The 4048-nt window shown below is 77.1% G+C and carries 4 protein-coding genes; all 4 read left to right on the plus strand.

Going from position 1 to position 4048, the window contains the following annotated elements; genetic code table 11:
* Positions 1-398: 398 nt before the first annotated feature.
* The 4 genes from Q7T67_RS07100 to Q7T67_RS07115 are packed head-to-tail and all read left to right on the plus strand — an operon-like array spanning position 399 to position 3976.
* Complete coding sequence (locus tag Q7T67_RS07100) at positions 399-1178, plus strand: DNA-formamidopyrimidine glycosylase family protein (RefSeq protein ID WP_304787456.1); 780 nt, start codon at positions 399-401, stop codon at positions 1176-1178.
* Between the two features lie 52 nt (positions 1179-1230).
* Positions 1231-2028 carry a glycerophosphodiester phosphodiesterase gene (locus Q7T67_RS07105; protein WP_304787459.1) on the plus strand — a complete coding sequence of 266 codons (798 nt, stop codon included), beginning with the start codon at positions 1231-1233 and terminating at the stop codon, positions 2026-2028.
* Positions 2029-2079: 51 nt separating this feature from the next.
* Complete coding sequence (locus Q7T67_RS07110) at positions 2080-2631, plus strand: RNA polymerase sigma factor (RefSeq protein ID WP_304787461.1); 552 nt, start codon at positions 2080-2082, stop codon at positions 2629-2631.
* Positions 2618-3976, plus strand: coding sequence for a DUF4349 domain-containing protein (locus Q7T67_RS07115; protein ID WP_304787463.1), 1359 nt, complete (start codon positions 2618-2620; stop codon positions 3974-3976). The genes Q7T67_RS07110 and Q7T67_RS07115 overlap by 14 nt, the downstream gene beginning before the upstream one ends.
* Positions 3977-4048: the final 72 nt, after the last annotated feature.

Here is a 4048-nt window from a genome sequence, read left to right on the forward strand (position 1 = left end):
GGCCCGCCCGGCCCGGGGCCGGCCCGCCCGACCGGGCCCGGGCATGGGCCCGCCCGGCCCGGGCAGGATCGAGACGTGCACCGGAAAGGTGCGGCTCCTCGACGCGGGGCCGACGTGTCGCACGTCGACGTCGTCCCGGCCCCTCCCACGTGCGGAACGTCTGCGGCTGCGGGACGTTCCGCACGTTTCGGTGGCTGCGCCCGCCCGCCCGAACGCCTGCCCGCCGGCCTGGCCCACCCGCCGCCCGCCCGCCTGCCGCCCCGCCCCGCCCGCCGCCCGCCACGTTCCCGCCCGCCTGCCTGCCCCGCCCGCCCCGCCCGCGCACGCCGCCTCGATGCGCGCCGTCTCCTGCCCCGCCCCCATCCGTCGGACCCGCCCACCGCGTAGCCTCGCCGACGATGCCCGAGGGGGACTCCATCCACCACGCCGCGGTGCGACTGCGACCGGTGCTGCTCGGCGGGCCGCTCGAGCGGGTCGCGTCGCCCAGCGAGCGGACCGCGCCGAAGCGCTGGGACAAGCGCCTGAAGGGGCAGACGGTCGAGCGGATCGAGGCGCGCGGCAAGAACCTCCTGATCTTCTTCGCCGGCGAGCTCGTCCTCCACAGCCACCTGCGGATGACGGGGTCCTGGGCGGTCCGTACGACCGGCGACCAGTGGCCGCGGTCGACCCGCCGCGCCTGGCTCGTGATGGGCCGCGGCGACAAGGACGTCATCGAGTTCGACGGGCCGTTCCTCGAGCTGCGCACCCACCACGACGTCGCGATCGATCCGCGGCTGCGCGCCCTGGGTCCCGACATCTGCGTCCCCGCCCAGGTCGACCCCGCCCGGGTGCTGACCCGGCTGCGCCAGGACGACCCGACGCGTCCGGTCGGCGACGCGCTGCTGAACCAGCGGACGGTCGCCGGGATCGGCAACGTCTGGAAGAGCGAGGCCTGCTGGGCGCAGAAGGTCGACCCGACCAAGCCGCTGTCGGAGACGCCCGACCGGGACCTGACGGCGATGATCGAGTGGACCGCCCCGCGGATCCAGCGCTGCGCGAAGCTCGGCACCCACCTGCGCCCGAAGCAGGTCTACGGCCAGGACGGCCGTCCGTGTCCGCGCTGCCGGACCCCGATCAGCAAGCGCCAGCTCGGCGACGACAACCGGCCGACGTTCTGGTGCACGGGCTGCCAGTCGTGAGCGTCACCGGCGGGTCACGCACCCCGGCCCCCGCGTCGGCGACGATCCACGCATGACGACCGGCCCGACCCTCGCATCCGGCGCGGCCGAACGGGACCGCCCGGACGGGGCCGCGACCGCCGGCGACCGCTGGCCCGGCAACGCCGCCCGCGCCGAAGGCCGCACGCTGCGCTTCGGGCACATGGGCTGCCACGCGGTCGTCCCGGGGAACACGATCGCGTCGATCGAGCACGCTGCGACCCTGGGCGTCGACGTCGTCGAGTTCGACGTCCTGCCGCGCGCCGACGGCCGGCTGCACCTGGCGCACGACCCGGGCGACCTCGCGGCCCGCGCCGACGCGCCGACGTACGAGGAGGCGCTCGACCGGCTGCGCGAGCCCGACCTGGCGCACCTCGGCATCAACGTCGACGCGAAGGTCCCCGGCTACGAGCGGCAGATCGCCGACGCCCTGCGGGTCCGCGGCATGACCGACCGCGTGCTCGTCTCGGCGATGGAGGTCCCGACCTTGCGCGCCCTCCGCCGGGTCGACCCGGCGCTGCGCCTGGGCCGGTCGATCCCCCGGGTCTACCGCGACTGGTACGCCAACCGCTGGACCCGCGTCCCGACGATCGGGATGATCCTCGCCGCCCGCCGCTACCACCCGCTGCTCATGGTGCGGGAGCTCCGTGCCGGTCGCATCGACGCGGTGATGGCCCACTGGTCGCTGATCACCCCGCCGTTCGTGCAGGCGATCACGGCCCACGGCGAGCTCTACGTCTGGACCGTCGACGACGCGGACCGCGCGAGCGCGTTCGCCGCCATGGGCGTCACGGGGGTCACCTCGAACGACCCGCGGCTGCTGCGCTGGTAGACGCGCTGCGCGGATTCCGTGACGCCCCGCGGGGTGCGCCGTAGTGTCCCCATGAGCGAGACAGCCACCGCCGTGCTGCCGTCGGCCATGACGCGATCCCCGCCCCTCGACGTCGAAGCGCTGTGGCGCTCCTGCGCCGACGACCTCCACGCCTACGCCTGCACCGTGGTGCGGGATCCGTCAGCCGCGGAGGAGGTCGTCGCCGCGACGTTCGAGCGTGCGCTGCGCCGCAGGGGCCGCTTCGACCCCCGGCGTGGCGAGCCCCGGGCGTGGCTCTTCGGGATCGCCCGGAACGCCGCGGTCGACGAGCTGCGCCGCCGGGGACGAGGGGCGGAGCTGACGCACGACCCACCCGACTCGGCCGTCGAGGACCACGCCGACGTCCTCGTCGAGCGCGACGAGGCCGCCCGTCGCGCCGCGGTCGTCGCCTGCGCGATCGACGCCCTGCCCGGCCGCGACCGCGAGCTGGTCGCCCTGAAGTTCCACGCCGGGCTCACCAACGCGGAGATCGCCGACGTCCTGAGGATCTCCACCACCAACGCGGGCAGCCGGCTGCACCGCGTCCTGAACCACCTGCGGGAGGCCTGCCGTGCTGCGCTCTGACCCCCGGCTCACCCCGGAGACCCTCGAGGACCTGGACCGCCTCGACGCGGCGCTCGCCGCGATCCTCGGTGCCCCGGCGCCCTCGCCCGGCCGGGCGACGCCGGAACGCGACGGCGACGCGGCCCCGTCGTCCCCCGGAGGCGCCCCTGCGGACGACGGCGATCGCGAGCTGCTGGACCTCGTCACCGCCGTCCGCGCCACCCGCCCGGAGCTCGACGCCGGCACCCGTGTTCGCCTGGACGACCGGGTCCGTGCGGCGAAGCAGGCGGACGCCGACGGTCGGCGGTCCGGGGCCCGCGGGCCGCTCCGGGGCCTGGTGCCGGCGGAGCGCCGGTGGCGCACGGGCCTCGCCCTGGCGGCGGTCGTGGCGGTCGCCGTGCCGGTCGGGGTCGTGGCCCGGGACGGGCTGATGTCGGGCGAGAGCTCGGGTCCGTCCGGGGTCGTCGCCCAGCCGACCTCGGGCGCCGTCGCCGAGTCGTCCGAGCGGGACACGACCGCCGACGGCGGACTCCGCTCCGGCTCGGCTGCCCTTCCCGCGGCTCCGTCCGCCGGCTCGGTCGGCCGCGGGTCGCGCACCGGCTCGACGGGCACCACGTCCGCGGCGCGTCCGCCGGTCCCGACGGTCGGTCAGGCCCCGCTCGACGCCCCGCGGCGGGTGGTCCGCGACGTCGAGCAGACCGTCCGCATCGCCGCGGGAAAGGTCGCCGGGGCCTCCGCCCGGGTCACGACGATCGTGCAGGACGCCGGCGGCTACCTGGCGTCGTCCGAGGTCCGCGAGCGCGGCTCGGCGGCCGGGGGGACGTTCCAGGTCGTCGTGCCGAGCGCCCGCCTGGACGCGACGGTCGCGGCCCTGTCGCGGATCGGGCGACCGGTGCGCCTGGAGCGCTCGTCCACGGACGTCACGGACCAGGCGACGTCGCTGGACGACGCGCTGCGCGACCTGCGGGCCGACCGCGCTTCGGCCCGGCTGGCGCTCGCACGGACCGTCGACCCCGACCGACGCGCCGCCCGTCGCCGCGAGCTGACCCTGCTCAGCTCGCGCGTGGCGGCCCTCCAGGGGGAGCGGGACGCGCTCCGGAGGCGGACGGCGACCTCGCGCATCGACCTGCGTCTGACCACGTCGACGACGGGGGCGGAGGACGACGCGGCCCCGGCCGCCGACGACGGCTCCTGGGGCCTCGGCGACGCCTGGCGCGACGCCGGCCGCGTGCTCGAGGTCGGCGGCGGCGTCCTCCTGGTCGGCGGAGCGATCGTGCTGCCGCTCGTCGGCCTTCTCGCCCTCGGCCTGGTCCTGCGTCGCCGGACGGTCGGCCGGCGCCGCGACGACCTCATCGACCGGGCGTAGGCGAGGGGGTCGTCGGGCGGCAGGGGTGGCACGGGGCGAGTCCGGGGCCTGCCCTGCGCCGGCCCCCCGCCC

Source organism: Patulibacter sp., assembly GCF_030655195.1.
GTDB lineage: Bacteria > Actinomycetota > Thermoleophilia > Solirubrobacterales > Solirubrobacteraceae > Patulibacter.